Here is a 15,184-nt window from a genome sequence, read left to right as displayed (position 1 = left end):
ATTGGTATATGCACACCCGGCATCACTGCGCTCGTCTTCTGGCCTGTGCGGCGTTTCTCACCCTCGTTTCTGCCCCGCATCTCGCTTACACACAGGATGCCAGCGATCCGTCCGAAAAGACGGATCGTGTCACGGTTCTGAAGAAGATCACTGTCAAGGCGCCGAAGAAGGGCGTTGCCAACACGCCGCTCGCCGCTGAAACCACGGCAGAGCAGATAGACGACGAGCAGATTTCGAGCTTTACCGATCTTGGCCGCAGTCTTGAGCCGGGCGTCAACTTCAACCGCACCAATGGCAGCGTCAATATCCGTGGTCTGGAGGGGCCGCGTGTCCAGACTACAATCGACGGTATCCCGATCCCCTATCTGGACGACGGCGCACGTGACGCAGATGGCGGCATCGATAGCTTCGATTTCAACGAGCTTTCCTCCGTCGACATCGTGCGTGGTGCCGATTCGAGCCGCGCCGGCGATGGTGCTCTCGGCGGTGCCGTGGTGCTGAATACCCTTCAGCCGGAAGACCTGATCGGCGATGACAAGAGCTGGGGCGGCATTTTCAAGTTCGCCTATGACAGCGAGGATCGCAGCTGGAGCACGACGGCTGCCGTCGCCACCCGTTTTGACAACACCGCAGTCCTGTTTCAAGGCGGCTACAAGAAGGGTCACGAGACGGAGACGAACGGCGACAACGACGCCTATGGTGCTGGCCGCACGGAAGCAAACCCGGCCGATTTCGACCAGAACAATTTCCTCGTGAAGGTCAAGCAGTATACCGAAACCGGCCACACCTTCACGCTGACCGGCGAGCGCTTCGACCGCAACAAGGACGTCGATCTGCGCACCGAACAGTCGGTCGGCGGAAATTATCGTCCGGGCGACTGGGATGGACTTGACGATGTGCAGCGCGATCGCATCTCCTTGAACTACGAGTTCGAGGCCGTCGATGATGATGCCCTGTTCGACAACGCCAATGCCGTCATCTACTGGCAGGACCTGACCCGCGATAGCGGCAAGGACGGATATCGCTACACCTCGGTTATCGGGGACTATTCCCGTCTGAGCGAAGTGGAAAATCGTTCCTTCGGCGGTGCGGGTTACATCGAGAAGGAAATCGAAAGCGGCGCCTTCAGCCACACCTTGCGCGCCGGCGGCGATTTCACGATCGGCAAGACCACGCAATATTCTTCGGGCAAGGATAGCTGCGCACCGGTGCCGTCCGGCCCGTTCGACCCCTGCAACTTCCTCCACACCAACCAGGCCGACATGCCAGATGTCGACTCCAGGAAGCTTGGCCTTTATCTAGAAGACGAGATTGCATTCGGTTCTTCCGGCTTCTCGCTGACGCCCGGCCTACGCTATGACTGGTACGATCAATCCCCCGAGGAAACGGCGGCATATACCGAAAATCCGAACTATGACGGCATGCCTCCGGGACAGAGCGATGATGCTTTCTCCCCGAAGTTGCTGGCAAAATATCAGGCGGCGGAAGATGTCGAGCTGTTTGCCCAGTGGGCGATGGCGTTCCGTTCGCCGACCGCCAACGAGCTCTACCTCGATTACGGTGCACCGGGTACCTATCTCCGTCTTGGCAATGAAAACCTGAAGCCGGAAACCAGCAACGCCTTTGAAGTGGGCGCGAAGCTCGGCGACGAAGACTTTGGTGGTCGCGTTACCACCTTCTACAACCGGTATCGCAACTTCATCGATACGGTCGCGGTGCCCGGCTTTGATCCGAGCTATCCGATGGGCATCACCCAGACTGTCAACCTCGATCGTGTCCGCATCTACGGCGTCGAACTCTCCGGCTATAAGCGCTTTGACAACGGTTTCCATATCAACGGCTCGTTGACCTATGCCGATGGCAAGAACCTCGATGCGACGACCGAGAACGACAAGCTCGGCTCCGTTGCGCCGTTGAAGGGTGTGCTGGGCGCAGGCTATGCCACCGAAATCTGGGGCACGGACGTGACCCTGATTGCGTCGAAGGCCGTGCCGAGCAAGAGCGACGCGTCGTTCAAGCCCGCAGGCTACGGCATCGTCGATCTGACCGGTTGGTGGAAGCCCGAGCAAGCTGAAGGGCTGACCTTGCGCGCTGGCATCTACAACGTCTTCGACAAGACCTACTACGACGCAATCAACGTGCGTGACGTCAACCTTGCGACGTCGGTGCCGGGCAAGGAGTACTATTCCGAGCCGGGTCGGACCTTCAAGATTTCGCTCACACAGCGGTTCTAGAAGCTCTTCAACCGAGCTTCAGCGAAAAGGGCGGCCTGAAAAGGTCGCCTTTTTCATCTGGATGACCTGGTCGACGCTTTTTTCCGGGCCGATTTCCGGCGGCCCGCTTGCGCATTTCCTGATCCCGCGCTAACAATTTCGGCCATGACACAGGCACGCATCCTTTCGATCTGGTGGTGGGCTCGCTGAGGCGGCCTTGACCAGTCATGCGTGATTGAGAGCACAAGCCGCCCGGAGATTTCGAGGCGGCTTTTTTGTATTCGGGCCGCTCCAGGGAAAAACGGGCCGAAACGGAGTGGAACATGGCGACGACAATTCTGAACGATGGCGCGGAAACCTATACGACCAAGGGCGGCATCGACATTATCAGGCGCAGGCGCGAGGCTCCCTATGCGGAGGCGATCTCCAGCTATGTCGATCGGCTCGACGAGCGCCGCGGCGCGGTCTTCTCGTCCAACTACGAATATCCCGGCCGCTATACCCGCTGGGACACCGCCATAGTCGATCCGCCGCTTGCCATTTCCTCCTTCGGCCGTGCACTCTGGATCGAAGCCTATAACGAGCGCGGTGAAGCGCTGATCGACATCATCTCCGCTCATCTCGCTGGTGTAGCCGATATCACCATCGGTTCGATCACGACCCGCCGTATCGACCTGACGATCAACATGCCGGATCGCGTCTTTACCGAGGAAGAGCGCTCGAAAATCCCGACCGTCTTCACGGTTCTTCGTGCCGTGACCGCGCTGTTCTATTCGCAGGAAGATTCCAGCCTCGGCCTTTACGGCGCTTTCGGATACGATCTTGCTTTCCAGTTCGACGCGATCGAGCTGAAGCTGAAACGGCCCGATGACCAGCGCGACATGGTGCTGTTCCTGCCGGACGAAATCCTTGTGGTCGATCACTATTCGGCCAAGGCCTGGATCGACCGCTATGACTTCACCAAGGCTGGCGTGACGACCGAGGGCAAGGCCGGAGATATTGTGCCGGAAGCTTTCCGCACCGTCGATAGCATCCCGCCGCATGGCGACCATCGCCCCGGCGAATATGCCGAGCTGGTGACCAAGGCGAAGGAAAGCTTTCGCCGTGGCGATCTGTTTGAAGTCGTGCCGGGCCAGAAGTTCTACGAGCGCTGCGACAGCAAGCCGTCGGAAATTTCCAACCGGCTGAAGGCGATCAACCCGTCGCCCTATTCCTTCTTCATCAATCTCGGAAACCAGGAATATCTCGTCGGCGCCTCGCCGGAGATGTTCGTGCGCGTCTCCGGCCGCCGCATCGAGACTTGCCCGATCTCTGGCACGATCAAGCGCGGTGCTGATCCGATCGCTGATAGCGAACAGATTCTGAAGCTGTTGAACTCCAAGAAAGACGAATCCGAGCTGACCATGTGCTCGGACGTCGACCGCAACGACAAGAGCCGCGTCTGCGAGCCGGGCTCCGTCAAGGTCATCGGCCGCCGTCAGATCGAGATGTATTCGCGCCTGATCCACACGGTCGATCATATCGAAGGCCGCCTTCGCGACGATATGGATGCCTTCGACGGCTTCCTCTCCCACGCCTGGGCCGTCACCGTCACCGGTGCGCCAAAGCTCTGGGCGATGCGCTTCATCGAAAGCCATGAAAAGAGCCCGCGCGCCTGGTATGGCGGCGCGATCGGCATGGTCGGGTTCAATGGCGACATGAACACCGGCCTGACGCTGCGCACCATCCGCATCAAGGACGGCATTGCCGAGGTGCGTGCGGGGGCGACGCTGCTCAACGACAGCAACCCGGAAGAGGAAGAGGCCGAAACCGAACTGAAGGCATCCGCCATGATCGCAGCCATCCGTGATGCAAAATCGGCCAACAGCGGCAAGGCAGGGCGCGACGTCGCCTCGGTCGGCGCAGGCGTCAACATCCTGCTCGTCGATCACGAGGACAGTTTCGTCCATACGCTTGCCAACTACTTCCGCCAGACGGGCGCGACTGTAACGACCGTACGCACGCCTGTTGCCGAGGAACTGCTCGATACGCTTAAGCCCGATCTCGTCGTGCTGTCGCCCGGGCCGGGCATGCCGAAGGATTTCGATTGCAAGGCCACGATCAAGAAGGCGCGTGCGAGAAACCTGCCGATCTTCGGTGTCTGCCTCGGACTGCAGGCGCTGGCCGAAGCTTATGGCGGCGATTTGCGCCAGCTTGCCATCCCCATGCACGGTAAGCCTTCGCGCATCCGGGTGCTGGAGCCGGGTATCGTCTTCTCGGGTCTTGGCAAGGAAGTCACCGTCGGTCGCTACCACTCGATTTTTGCCGATCCTTCGACCCTGCCGCGGGATTTCATGATCACGGCCGAGAGCGATGACGGTACAATCATGGGCATCGAACATGTGAAAGAACCCGTCGCGGCGGTTCAATTCCATCCGGAATCGATTATGACGCTCGGCGGAGACGCCGGCATGCGCATGATCGAAAATGTCGTGGCCCATCTTGCCAAGCGGGCGAAGATCAAGGCTGCTTAAGCATTCCGGACGCGACTTTTTTGACCGCCGCGCCCCACCAGGCGCGGCGGTTGTTTATTTGGCCAGGGAACTCGCTGATGACGAACAGCAACAAGAACAAGGCACAGAGGCTCGCTTTCTGGGGCATTCCGCTGGCACTTGCCGTGCTGGGGCTCAAGATGGCGGCCTGGTGGGTAACCGGCTCGGTCGCCCTGCTGTCGGATGGGCTCGAGTCCATCGTCAATGTCGTGGCCGCCGTCGTTGCCTTCGTGGTGATCGGTTATGCGGCGAAGCCCGCGGATGCCGGCCATCCCTTCGGCCATTACAAGGCTGAGTATTTCTCTGCGGTTATCGAGGGCGTGTTGATTGTTGTCGCAGCGCTGCTGATCGTCGGGGAAGCTATCCCGGCGATCTTCGCTCCGCGTCTGCCTGATGCTCCAGTGCTGGGTCTGGGTATCAACCTTCTGGCGGGCGTCATCAACGCGGTCTGGGCCTGGATTCTGATCCGGGCCGGCAAGAGCCTTCGTTCTCCTGCGCTGGAGGCGGATGGCCATCACATCCTGTCCGATGTGGTCACGTCCGTCGGCGTTCTCGTCGGCCTCATTGCAGCGATCGCGACCGGCTATGCGGTGCTCGATCCGCTGCTGGCTGTCATCGTCGCCTGCAACATTCTCTATCAGGGGTGGAAGGTCATTGCCCGCTCCGTCGATGGGTTGATGGATCGCGCTGTTCCCGCTGATGAGGAAGAGGCGATCAAGCATGCAATTGCCGCAAATGGAGCAGGTTCGCTCGGCGTGCATGATCTCAAGACGCGTCAGGCCGGGCCGGCGATCTTCGTGGATTTCCACATGGTTGTTCCATCCGTAATGCCGGTTCGGGAAGCGCACGATATCTGCGACCGCCTTGAAGATGCCATTCGGGGCGTTCATCCCGGCGCAAAGATCGCCATTCATGTGGAGCCTGAGGGTGAAAAAGCCCATGGCATCCGCGTCAAAGTCGTTGAAGGATTGAAATCATGAGCAAGACCGATGTTTCCGGCCTCTCGCAACTGGGGCAGGCCGTTGAGGCACCAATGAGCCCTGAAACGGCTGTACTGGAGCGCGTGCCGAGTAACCATGCCGGCACTGACTTCGTGGTGCGCTTCACGGCACCCGAATTCACCTCGCTCTGCCCGATGACGGGGCAGCCGGACTTCGCGCATATTGTCATCGATTACGTGCCGGACGGCTGGTTGGTCGAATCCAAGTCGCTGAAGCTCTACCTGCATTCCTTCCGCAATCACGGTGCCTTCCACGAGGACTGCACGATCGACATCGCCAAGCGGCTGGTGGATCTGCTGTCGCCGAAGTGGCTCAGGATCGGTGCCTACTGGTATCCGCGCGGTGGTATCCCGATCGATGTCTTCTGGCAGACGGGCGCACCGCCGGAAGCCGTGTGGCTGCCGGATCAGGGTGTGCAGCCCTATCGCGGACGGGGATGATGTCCAAACAGAAACGGCGGGCTTTTGGCCCGCCGTTTCTGTTTCAGGCTATGTCTGCTCAGTTGAAGATCAGCGCGAGACCGGCAAGTGCGGTGATGCCGCCGAGAATGCGGGAAAGAACACCGCCGGCAGAAAGCCTGCCAATGCCGAGACCAAGGCCGATGCCGGCGGCATGCAGCAGCGCCGTGGCAATGACGAAACCGGTGCCGAAGGGCACGGCGCCTGCCGCTCCCAACTCACCGCCATGGGCATAGCCATGGAAGAGGGCGAAGACGCCAACGACAGCGGCGCAGGCGACGGTTTCAAAACGCACGGCCATTGCGACCAAGAGGCCAAGCGCGACGATCGAAGCGAGGATCGCAGGCTCGACGAAGGGAAGCGAGACACCAGCAAGGGCCAGCGCGAAGCCGACCGCCATCGTGCTGACGAAGGCCGATGGGCCCACCCAAAGCGCGCGCCCGCCGATCTGTGCGGCCCAGAGGCCGACAGCGACCATGACGAGCATATGGTCAAGCCCGGAAAGCGGATGGGTGAAGCCGGCCATCAGCGAACCGTGCTCGGCAGGGTCCAGATGGGCGAAGGCGGGAGCTGAGGAGACCGCGAGAAGAGCGGCGGCGAGAGACAGGATTTTTTTCATTGAGTTCCCCACTGACGGGCGGATGCGTGGGAGGCGGACCCGCCGGATGCAAATGCGTGAAACTCATCTTATTATCCGGCAGGGCCGAGTCCATACGGCATTTGCCTTAATTCGCGTCTTTTACCATAGCGCAAGCTTAGCTCTTTCATCCTCAACCGCTTTTGTTGCATTGTTTTCGCAGTCGAGTCGCCTTATCTGACTGCGGCAGAACAACACGAATTTCGCGGGAGACAGCGAATGAACGAAGACGACGAAGACAAGAAGACGGAACTGCCTTTGGGCAAGGAGACCGAGGCGAACCTGTTCAAGTCGCGCTCGATCTTTATCTATGGCCCGATCAACCAGGAATTGGCGCAGAAGGTTTGCTCGCAGCTCGTGGCGCTTGCCGCCGCCAGCGACGAAGACATCCGCATCTTCGTCAATTCCCCGGGCGGCCATGTCGAATCCGGCGACTCGATCCATGACATGATCAAGTTCGTGAAGCCGAAGGTCTGGATGATTGGTTCCGGCTGGGTCGCTTCCGCCGGTGCGCTGATCTATGTGGCTGCTCCGAAAGAGCGTCGCATTTGCCTGCCGAACACCCGCTTCCTGCTTCACCAACCGTCCGGCGGCACCCGCGGCATGGCCTCTGACATCGAGATCCAGGCGCGCGAAATCATCAAGATGAACGAACGCCTGAACCGCATCTTTGCGGAGGCGACCGGCCAGCCGATCGAAAAGATCGCCAAGGATACGGATCGCGACTACTGGCTCTCCGCCGAGGAAGCCAAGGGTTACGGTCTGGTCTCGCGCATCGTCACTTCGGGCGCAGATATCTGATCGCACGACCGATCGAACATTATTGACCCCATCGGCTCGTGCCGGTGGGGTTTTTGCTATTTCGTGAGCGCAAGCGGATGGTTCGGCAATGCGTGCTCGATCGTGACAAGCTTCAGATTTTCAACGGCGCACTGCGCGAGGAGAAGTCGATCGAAGGGATCGCGTGTCGATGGCTCGGGCTCCACATGGCGGAGAGCATGATGTTCAGTGATCGACAAAAACGCCACATTGGCGTTTCGAGCTAAATCGGGCAATAACTCAAGCGAGGCGGGTAGAGGAAGCTTTCCGAGACGCCATTTGTGGCCATTTCCCACAGCCTCGCAACGCTCAGATAGAGATCATTTTGCGACGATTCGATCTCTAGCCCGATCCAAGCTGGCAGATGGCGCATCCGCTCCTCCACCAACGCGATGAATATGTGAGTATCGAGGAGTAGCCGCATTATTTTTCGGGAAAGGGCGGTAACGGTGTTATCAGGAAGTCTTCCGGGAGCGGATTGTCGAAATCGGCCGGAATCTCACCGAAAATTTGCGTGATGCCATTTTCGCGTTTGAAAGCGCGCAGCCCTTCCCAATTGATCCCGCCCTTCTTCTGCGAGGGAACAAGGTCCATTACCGGCTTGCCATCGAGCGTGACTGTAATGGTCTCGCCGCCTTCAACACGGCGGGCAAGTTCGATCAGACGGTTTTCGACTTCGCGGATCGGGATGATTGTCATCCCGTTGTTCTAGCGGCATCCCGGAACCTTCGCAATCTGCATAGCATTGTCCGGCTGCACAGCATTGTCCGGTTTTTTCCTGACAGCTCTCTTGCCCCCGGAATTTTCCCCAGTTATACAACACGTATGCAGACGATTGGCGCACAGATCAACGAACAGGTTTCCCGCGGGCATTTTGCCGCGCGCAACCGTTCGTGCGCCTCGCTTCTTCTTCTCGGCCTTATAAGCGGTTGCCGGGTTCTTTGAAGGAGCGCCCGGTGGCCCAAAGCCTACCGGCCCCAGCTCCTTTCACCTTCTGAAATCCTTCAAGAAAAGAACCATCAAGGGCAGATTTTGCCATCGCATTGCGACCACTGATCGGTTATGGCATGCGGGCAATGCGCCTCAAGACGAAGAGAAGCCGCAATGATCATGAAATCCCATTCTATCAAGCAGGGCATGTCCGACGCTTCGGTGAAGTATCAGCCCTATCCACAGATCAACATTCCGGACCGCACGTGGCCCAGCAAGACAATCACCAAGGCGCCGATCTGGTGTTCGGTCGACCTGCGCGACGGCAATCAATCGCTGGTCGATCCCATGGGCCACGACCGCAAGGCGCGCATGTTCCAGCTGCTGCTCGACATGGGCTTCAAGGAAATCGAGATCGGTTTTCCTTCGGCTTCGCAAACCGATTTCGACTTCGCCCGCTGGTGCATCGAAGAGGGCAATGTGGCGGACGACGTCTCGTTGCAGGTTCTGGTGCAGTGCCGTCCCGAACTGATCACCCGCACCTTCGAGGCCCTGCAGGGCGCCAACAAGCCGATCGTGCATTTCTATAATTCCACCAGCGAGCTGCAGCGCCGCGTGGTGTTTGCCAAGGACGTTGCCGGCATCAAGCAGATCGCCACCGATGCCGCCAAGATGATCACCGACATGGCCGCCAAGGCCGGCGGCGACTTCCGCTTCGAATATTCGCCGGAAAGCTTTACCGGCACCGAGCTGGAAGTGGCGCTGGAGATCTGCAACGCGGTCACGGAAATCGTCAAGCCGACCGCCGACAACAAGCTGATCCTCAATCTGCCGTCAACCGTCGAGATGGCGACGCCGAACATCTATGCCGACCAGATCGAGTGGATGTGCCGTAATCTCGACAATCGCGAAAACCTGATCATCTCGCTGCATCCGCACAATGACCGCGGCACCGGCATCGCTGCCACTGAACTCGGCCTGATGGCCGGCGCAGACCGCGTCGAAGGAACGCTGTTCGGCAATGGTGAGCGCACCGGCAATGTCGACGTCGTGACGCTGGCGTTGAACATGTTCACGCAAGGGATCGATCCGGAAATCGATTGCTCCGATATCGAGCGGATCAAGCAGGTCTACGAATATTCCAACCAGATGATCATTCCGGAACGCCACCCTTATGTCGGTGAACTGGTCTATACGGCCTTCTCCGGCTCGCACCAGGATGCGATCAACAAGGGCATGAAGGCGATCAAGGTTGCCAACAAGCCGCTGTGGGAAGTTCCCTATCTGCCGATCGATCCGCGTGACGTCGGTCGCAGCTACGAGGCGATCATCCGCATCAACTCGCAGTCCGGCAAGGGCGGCATCGCCTATATCCTGCAGGAAGACTACGGTATCAACCTGCCGCGCAACCTGCAGGTGGAGTTCCGCGAAGACATCCAACGCATCACCGATGAGGGTGGCAAGGAACTGCCGTCGAAGGCGATCCACGCCCGCTTCATCGAGCGCTATGTGGACCAGCCGGGCGCGCGCATAAAATTCGTCGATCACCACACCTATCCGGTGGGCGAGCACAAGGGCGTTCGTATCGTTGCCGCAGAGATCACCGACAATGGCGAGACCAAGCGCATCGAAGGCAAGGGTACAGGTCCGATCGATGGCTTCATCAATGCGCTGTCGATCTATCTCGGCATCGATATGTCGGTGGCTGATTATTCCGAGCATTCGCTGCAGCACGGCTCGAATGCAGCCGCCATCGCCTATGTCGAGATGGAGCATCCGAGCGGCAAGCTCTTCGGGGCCGGCATCAACACGAACATCGTTGGTGCATCTCTGGAAGCTATTGTGTCGGCCGCAAACCGTGTTCTGGAGGAGCGCGGTTAATCGCCGGCCGTGACGGGTGGCATTTTCCATTCAAGGGGCTGCGATCCTGTCGCAGCCCTTTTTCTATCGGGAATACGGAACATACGCATGCGACGCGAGGAATCTTTTGACGTGTAGTCAATAGCCAGATTTCTCGCTTTGGTTTTAACTCTTCGTTAAAGCAATTTGTTAACCACAAAAATCTAATATGCCTTTCGAGCAAGGCGGCCGGGTGCAACCGGCAAGGCGACATGATGGCGCAAGAGACCCGGCGGGGACCGGTCAGTCTTGAATGTTCTTTTTCAAAGTAAGTGCGCTGCTTTTTGCAAGAGCACAAAGAGGAGGAATTCAGGATGACATCGACGTTTCGGTTCGGTGTCGGAACGCGTCTCGGCATAGGATTCGGCTTTCTGGTCCTGCTGATGCTGCTTCTGACCCAACAATCGGTCACCAAGGTCAACGACATCAACAGCGATCTTGCCGCAATCAACGACATCAACAGCGTCAAGCAGCGTTTTGCCATCAACTTCCGTGGCAGCGTCCACGATCGGGCGATTGCTATACGCGACGTGACCCTGGTGGAGACGCCAGAGGAGCGCGCGACTGCGGTGCAGTTGATCGACAAGCTCGCTGCCACCTATGCCGACAACGAGAAGAAGATGGCGGATATGGTTGCCGCCGGTGCATCCGATCGCGAAAAGGAAATTCTCGGCGAAATCGCCGATATCCAGTCCAAGACCAATCCTCTTGTTGTTGAGATCATCAATCTGCAGGAAAAAGGCGATACGGCCAAGGCGAAGGAACTCCTTCTTGCTGAAGCGCGGCCGCTGTTCGTTTCCTGGCTGGGCGCCATCAACAAATTCATCGACTATCAGGAAGCCCTCAACAAGTCGGTCGGTGGCGAAGTCCGCGCCACCGCGAGCGGTTTCCAGACATTGGCGTTTTATTCTCTCGGCGGCGCCGTGCTCCTTGCCGTCATTGCCGCGTTCCTTGCGAGCCGGTCGATTACCGTGCCGATGGCAAAGCTGCAGCAGGCGTTGGAGAAGATGGCCGCGGGCGAACTTGCGACTGACGAAGCGCTCGATGCCCGTCGTGACCAGATCGGCAGCCTGGCACGCGCCGTGGGCTCGGTGCGCGATACCGTCCGCTCGCAGGCGGCCCGACAGGCAGACAACGACGCAACCCGCGCTGCCACAGAACGTGCGCAGATGGAAGCGACCGCACGCGAACGCGAAATGGAAGCCTGCGCAACGAACACTGCTGTCGCCCAGCTTGGGCAGGCGCTTGAAGAAATGGCCAACGGCAACCTTGAGTTCCGTTTGTCGGAACCTTTCGGCTCGGCGCTCGACGAACTGCGCTTAAACTTCAACAACTCGGTCGAGAAGCTCCACTCCGCTCTGAAGGCGATCGGCGGCAATGCGTTCTCGATCGATGCCGGCGCACGAGAGATCAGTTCTGCTGCGAATGATCTTGCACGTCGCACCGAACAACAGGCGGCCTCGATCGAACAGACCGCAGCGGCTCTGGACGAGATTTCGACAACAGTCCACGACAGCACCAAACGCGCGGAGGAGGCCGGAAATCTTGTCGCCAAGACCAGGGCAAATGCGGAGCATTCCGGCGAGGTCGTCAAGAAGGCTGTCGCGGCCATGGGACAGATCGAGGGATCATCGAACGAAATCAACAACATCATCAGCGTTATCGATGATATCGCCTTCCAGACCAACCTTCTCGCCCTCAATGCCGGCGTGGAGGCAGCGCGCGCTGGCGAGGCCGGCAAGGGGTTTGCCGTTGTGGCCCAGGAAGTTCGCGAGCTTGCCCAATGATCTGCCAATGCCGCAAAGGAAATCAAGGCTCTGATCAATAATTCCGGCGTACAGGTTCGCTCCGGCGTTAATCTTGTCGGCGAAACCGGCAAGGCGCTGACGGAGATCGTTGCCGAAGTCCAGGAAATCAACCGACATGTCAATTCGATCGTCGAGGCGGCCCGCGAACAGTCGGTTGCCCTCAAGGAGATCAACGCCGCGGTCAATACGATGGACCAGTCCACCCAGAAGAATGCGGCTATGGTCGAAGAAACGTCTGCCGCGAGCCATAAGCTGGCTGCAGAAGCTGGCTCACTTTCCTCGCAACTTGCCAAATTCCGCTTCGAGGGTGGTTCTATACGGACGGTTCAGGCAGCCGTTCCGTCCTCCACCCCGCGATCATCGCCGGCAGCCGGCATGATCCGCAAGGTCGCTTCCGCTTTCGGCGGAAAAGGCGGCGGGGATGCCGGCGGCGACTGGCAGGAATTCTGAACACCGTCGTCGAATGACAAAAGCCGGTTCCGCTTGCAGGAGCCGGCTCAGACTGCCGATAAAGTTCAAAACTCTCTTCCGCCATGCCCGGACCTGTCCCGAGCATCTGCAAGTGTTTGATATTACGATATGCCGGTAGATCCTCGGCATAGGGCTGAGATGTCGAGATCAGATGATCTGAGCCGAGACCCTGTCTGCCAGTTCCTGCAGGTTTGCCTTCGCAGATGAACCTACCACGACATAGGATGCACCTGATTTTTGCCAGGAAATCATGGCCAGGTCGTCGCGGATGCTTTCCGTGGCGGGAGAATCTGTGCTGCCGGGCTTGCTTTTCAGGAAACAGATTGCGACGACGTCGCCGTCGCTCGACTTGTACATCAGCTGCGCAACGGGTTTTCCGGCGGCAACCAAAAGGCGCGCGCCTTGAAACGTCAAGCCTTGAGCTTCAAGGTCGGGCAGGCGGAAGGGGATGCCGACGCTTTGGGACAGCCAGGATTTGATTGTCTCTTCCTGGGAGGCGGGCACTTCGACGAGATGTTTGGCCTGCCGCGCATAGATGCGATGATAGTCGGCAATGTCATCGAGCCAGGTTCTTGCGGCGACAGCGGTTGTGGGAAGGGCTGTGTCATTGCTCGCCTTTCCGATAATGAAACCTGTCGAACCGCCGACGAGGAACAACGCCAGGGACGCGACCAAAGCACGGGGCCAGATTTTCACACGGTTCTTGCGCTGTGGCGCCACGGGCGCGCGTTCGTTGCGCGGCATGGCGCCGGAGCCCTGCTTGATATGGCGTACCAGCGACAGCGGCACGGGATCATGCAGGAACTCTTCGAAGGCGCTGTTGCCGAAATTGTTGCCGGCCTTCAACATTTCCAGGAGCAACCGCGCCTCATCATCGTAATGGACAAGATGCTCCAGCTCACGCCGCTCAACTTCGCTCACTTCGCCGTCAATATAAGCCGATAACCGGACTTCGAGGGCCAAACCCTTTGTGTTTTGCAACCTTCAAGCCCTCCTTTCGGATGTTTCCGTGATCATGGCTGCAAGCCGCAGCCGTGCCGTCGAGAGCCGGCTCATCACGGTGCCGATCGGAATTTTCAGAATCTCGGCGGCGTCCTTGTAGCTATGGCCCTCGACGTTGACGAGGACGAAGACGCTGGCAAGACCTTCCGGCATAGAGAGGATGAGCTTGTGTAGCTGGTTGACATAGACGGCCTTTTCACCGGCAGCGTCGATCGAAAGTTCGTTCTGGTCCTGGGCGTTGACCGTACCGCTACCGGCGCGAACCTTGCATTTTCTGATTTCATCGACCCAGAGGTTGCGCGTCATTGCATAGATCCAGCTTTCAAGCCGTCCTTCACCGTTCCAGAGATGGTTGCGAGAGATCGCTCTTTCGCAGACTTCCTGAACCAGATCGTCTGCGTCGGCGGCATTGCGCGTCAATGTCAGCGCAAAGCGGCGCAACTTGGGCAGCAGGCTGACCAAGTCCCGTCGAAATTCGCTTGAATCCGGCGCTGGGCGCATTGCACTTCCAATGAAACGTTTCCTGTCGGGTTCTTATTCGCCCCGATCGATTTTACGTTCGTTGATATGAAACACTTGGTCGATGATCCGCAAGCCGCCCAATGCCTGAGACCCCATAATTTTACTGCTATCGGGATCCCGCGACATGGCCACGTGTCCGTTGGACAGGGCATCGCCGCGAAAATCCCGATATTGAAATGACATGCGGCCGATTGCGGGCCGCGAAACCTTAGTACTGGCGCACGCCGCCGAGCGTCTCAAGCAGCGCCTGGTAGGCCCATGTCTTTTCGCCGCCGCGGTCGCGGATCTCGATCAGCTGTACCTTGGCTTCCTCGATCTTGCCCTGCTGAACCAAGGCCTGCCCCATATAAGAGCGCGCGAGGATGTAGTTTTCGTCCGCCTGGATCGCCTTGCGGTAATACTGCATGCCGAGTTCCATGCGTCCGGCCTTGCGGTTCGAGTAGCCGCGATAGTTCAGGATGCGGGCGCTGTTTTGGTCGCTCACCGCATCAAGCACTTTCAATGAGTTCTCGTACTGGCCGTCATAGGCAAGTTCGCGGGCCGCCTTGAACAGGGTGTCGTCGTCCAGGCCGCTCTTCTTGGCGTTGGCGCATTCCTTTTTGGCTTCATTCCAGACCTTGCCGTCCTTGCATTGGCTCGTGGTCTTGGTTTTTTCCGGCGGCGCCGTGGTGTCCTCTCCCGCCGCGTAAACGCTGGAAAGACCGAGGGCGGAGCTTGCGAGGAACAGGCTTATCAGTGCAAAATTACGGGCAAACATTGTGCATCTCCATTTTGAACATCTGCCGGTTCGAGGCGAGGCAACGCCAAGCGCCGTTGTCCGGTTATGCAGGGACGGTCAAGCCGCTCCATTTATTTCACAGGATAGCGTCTTTTGCTTTTTTGGCGAGAGCGGT

Annotated in this window: 12 protein-coding genes and 1 pseudogene; 8 read left to right on the top strand and 5 right to left on the bottom strand. The window is 58.7% G+C overall.

The features are described 5' to 3' along the window. The first annotated feature begins 8 nt into the window (after window positions 1-8). The 4 genes from QO002_RS16865 (at window position 9) to queF (ending at window position 6,185) form a co-directional block, all read left to right on the top strand. Entirely contained in the window at window positions 9-2,234 is a 2,226-nt protein-coding gene (locus tag QO002_RS16865; protein ID WP_307231718.1) for a TonB-dependent hemoglobin/transferrin/lactoferrin family receptor, read from the top strand. A 302-nt stretch (window positions 2,235-2,536) separates the two neighbouring features. After that, the gene (locus tag QO002_RS16860) at window positions 2,537-4,726 is read left to right on the top strand and encodes an anthranilate synthase (RefSeq protein WP_307231716.1); all 2,190 of its coding nucleotides are present in this window, start codon (window positions 2,537-2,539) and stop codon (window positions 4,724-4,726) included. Between the two features lie 77 nt (window positions 4,727-4,803). Further along, window positions 4,804-5,724, top strand: a complete 921-nt coding sequence (locus QO002_RS16855; protein WP_307231714.1) for a cation diffusion facilitator family transporter — start codon at window positions 4,804-4,806, stop codon at window positions 5,722-5,724. Further along, window positions 5,721-6,185, top strand: a complete 465-nt coding sequence (gene queF / locus QO002_RS16850; protein ID WP_307231712.1) for a preQ(1) synthase — start codon at window positions 5,721-5,723, stop codon at window positions 6,183-6,185. The genes QO002_RS16855 and queF overlap by 4 nt, the downstream gene beginning before the upstream one ends. A gap of 58 nt (window positions 6,186-6,243) precedes the next feature. On the opposite strand, the gene QO002_RS16845 is transcribed toward queF, so the two are convergent. Beyond that, the gene (locus QO002_RS16845) at window positions 6,244-6,822 is read right to left on the bottom strand and encodes a HupE/UreJ family protein (protein WP_307231710.1); all 579 of its coding nucleotides are present in this window, start codon (window positions 6,820-6,822) and stop codon (window positions 6,244-6,246) included. Window positions 6,823-7,059: 237 nt separating this feature from the next. Between QO002_RS16845 and QO002_RS16840 the strand changes: the two genes are divergently transcribed. Then, window positions 7,060-7,641: an ATP-dependent Clp protease proteolytic subunit gene (locus tag QO002_RS16840; RefSeq protein ID WP_307231708.1), complete on the top strand. Its 582-nt coding sequence runs from the start codon at window positions 7,060-7,062 to the stop codon at window positions 7,639-7,641. A gap of 441 nt (window positions 7,642-8,082) precedes the next feature. Here the strand turns inward: QO002_RS16840 and QO002_RS16835 are convergent, their stop codons facing one another. Beyond that, entirely contained in the window at window positions 8,083-8,358 is a 276-nt protein-coding gene (locus tag QO002_RS16835) for a type II toxin-antitoxin system Phd/YefM family antitoxin (protein ID WP_307231706.1), read from the bottom strand. A gap of 405 nt (window positions 8,359-8,763) precedes the next feature. Between QO002_RS16835 and leuA the strand changes: the two genes are divergently transcribed. The 3 genes and pseudogenes from leuA to QO002_RS16820 all read left to right on the top strand — a co-directional run bounded on the left by leuA (window position 8,764) and on the right by QO002_RS16820 (window position 12,746). Next, complete coding sequence (gene leuA, locus QO002_RS16830) at window positions 8,764-10,470, top strand: 2-isopropylmalate synthase (RefSeq protein WP_307231704.1); 1,707 nt, start codon at window positions 8,764-8,766, stop codon at window positions 10,468-10,470. Window positions 10,471-10,802: 332 nt separating this feature from the next. Next, window positions 10,803-12,485: pseudogene (locus QO002_RS16825) on the top strand (methyl-accepting chemotaxis protein); the annotation flags it as partial. Beyond that, window positions 12,486-12,746, top strand: coding sequence for a hypothetical protein (locus QO002_RS16820; protein WP_307233569.1), 261 nt, complete (start codon window positions 12,486-12,488; stop codon window positions 12,744-12,746). 168 nt (window positions 12,747-12,914) lie between these two features. On the opposite strand, the gene QO002_RS16815 is transcribed toward QO002_RS16820, so the two are convergent. From QO002_RS16815 to QO002_RS16805, 3 genes are all read right to left on the bottom strand, one after another. Continuing rightward, entirely contained in the window at window positions 12,915-13,748 is an 834-nt protein-coding gene (locus QO002_RS16815; protein WP_307231702.1) for an anti-sigma factor family protein, read from the bottom strand. Between the two features lie 3 nt (window positions 13,749-13,751). After that, entirely contained in the window at window positions 13,752-14,270 is a 519-nt protein-coding gene (locus QO002_RS16810) for an RNA polymerase sigma factor (protein WP_307231700.1), read from the bottom strand. 229 nt (window positions 14,271-14,499) lie between these two features. Next, window positions 14,500-15,048, bottom strand: coding sequence for a tetratricopeptide repeat protein (locus QO002_RS16805; RefSeq protein WP_307231698.1), 549 nt, complete (start codon window positions 15,046-15,048; stop codon window positions 14,500-14,502). Window positions 15,049-15,184: the final 136 nt, after the last annotated feature.

Source organism: Pararhizobium capsulatum DSM 1112, assembly GCF_030814475.1.
GTDB lineage: Bacteria > Pseudomonadota > Alphaproteobacteria > Rhizobiales > Rhizobiaceae > Pararhizobium > Pararhizobium capsulatum.
This window is presented reverse-complemented; position numbering and strand designations above follow the sequence as displayed.

Bases quoted from the DNA above. Each gene is read 5' to 3' on its own strand.
- QO002_RS16865 (WP_307231718.1), top strand. From the start codon at position 9: ATGCACACCCGGCATCACTGCGCTCGTCTTCTGGCCTGTGCGGCGTTT.
- QO002_RS16860 (WP_307231716.1), top strand. From the start codon at position 2,537: ATGGCGACGACAATTCTGAACGATGGCGCGGAAACCTATACGACCAAG.
- QO002_RS16855 (WP_307231714.1), top strand. From the start codon at position 4,804: ATGACGAACAGCAACAAGAACAAGGCACAGAGGCTCGCTTTCTGGGGC.
- queF (WP_307231712.1), top strand. From the start codon at position 5,721: ATGAGCAAGACCGATGTTTCCGGCCTCTCGCAACTGGGGCAGGCCGTT.
- QO002_RS16845 (WP_307231710.1), bottom strand. From the start codon at position 6,822: ATGAAAAAAATCCTGTCTCTCGCCGCCGCTCTTCTCGCGGTCTCCTCA.
- QO002_RS16840 (WP_307231708.1), top strand. From the start codon at position 7,060: ATGAACGAAGACGACGAAGACAAGAAGACGGAACTGCCTTTGGGCAAG.
- QO002_RS16835 (WP_307231706.1), bottom strand. From the start codon at position 8,358: ATGACAATCATCCCGATCCGCGAAGTCGAAAACCGTCTGATCGAACTT.
- leuA (WP_307231704.1), top strand. From the start codon at position 8,764: ATGATCATGAAATCCCATTCTATCAAGCAGGGCATGTCCGACGCTTCG.
- QO002_RS16820 (WP_307233569.1), top strand. From the start codon at position 12,486: ATGGACCAGTCCACCCAGAAGAATGCGGCTATGGTCGAAGAAACGTCT.
- QO002_RS16810 (WP_307231700.1), bottom strand. From the start codon at position 14,270: ATGCGCCCAGCGCCGGATTCAAGCGAATTTCGACGGGACTTGGTCAGC.
- QO002_RS16805 (WP_307231698.1), bottom strand. From the start codon at position 15,048: ATGTTTGCCCGTAATTTTGCACTGATAAGCCTGTTCCTCGCAAGCTCC.